The following is a 501-nucleotide window of genomic DNA, read 5'->3' as shown; positions in this document are numbered from 1 at the left end:
ACCACGGTGTGATTCATGACTGGGGTGAAGTCGTAACAAGGTAGCCGTAGGGGAACCTGCGGCTGGATCACCTCCTTAATCGACGACATCAGCCTGCTGATGAGCTCCCACACGAATTGCTTGATTCATATGTGAAGACGATCAAGACCCTATATAGGTCTGTAGCTCAGTTGGTTAGAGCGCACCCCTGATAAGGGTGAGGTCGGCAGTTCAAATCTGCCCAGACCTACCAATATGCGGGGCCATAGCTCAGCTGGGAGAGCGCCTGCCTTGCACGCAGGAGGTCAGCGGTTCGATCCCGCTTGGCTCCACCACTCTTGCTGTACCTTGATCAAACTCAGAAATGAGCATTCGCCTCGAATGTTGATTTCTGGCTTTTGTCAGATCGTTCTTTAAAAATTCGGATATGTGATAGAAATAGACTGAACACTACTTTCACTGGTAGTGGATCAGGCTAAGGTAAAATTTGTGATGTTGCATTACGAATTTTCGGCGAATGTC

The 501-nt window shown here is 48.9% G+C and carries 2 tRNA genes and 1 rRNA gene; all 3 read left to right on the top strand.

Features of this window, described 5'->3' with window-relative positions:
- A 16S ribosomal RNA gene (locus ABEH27_RS25725) occupies positions 1–78 on the top strand; the annotation flags it as partial.
- Positions 79–155: 77 nt separating this feature from the next.
- Positions 156–232: transfer RNA gene (locus ABEH27_RS25720), tRNA-Ile, on the top strand.
- Positions 233–238: 6 nt separating this feature from the next.
- Positions 239–314 (top strand) — tRNA-Ala (locus tag ABEH27_RS25715).
- The last annotated feature ends 187 nt before the right edge of the window (positions 315–501 follow it).

This window comes from Pseudomonas sp. P39-UII1 (assembly GCF_039672635.1).
GTDB lineage: Bacteria > Pseudomonadota > Gammaproteobacteria > Pseudomonadales > Pseudomonadaceae > Aquipseudomonas.
Note: the sequence above shows the minus strand (reverse complement) of the source record. Positions and strands in the feature narration are given on the sequence as shown.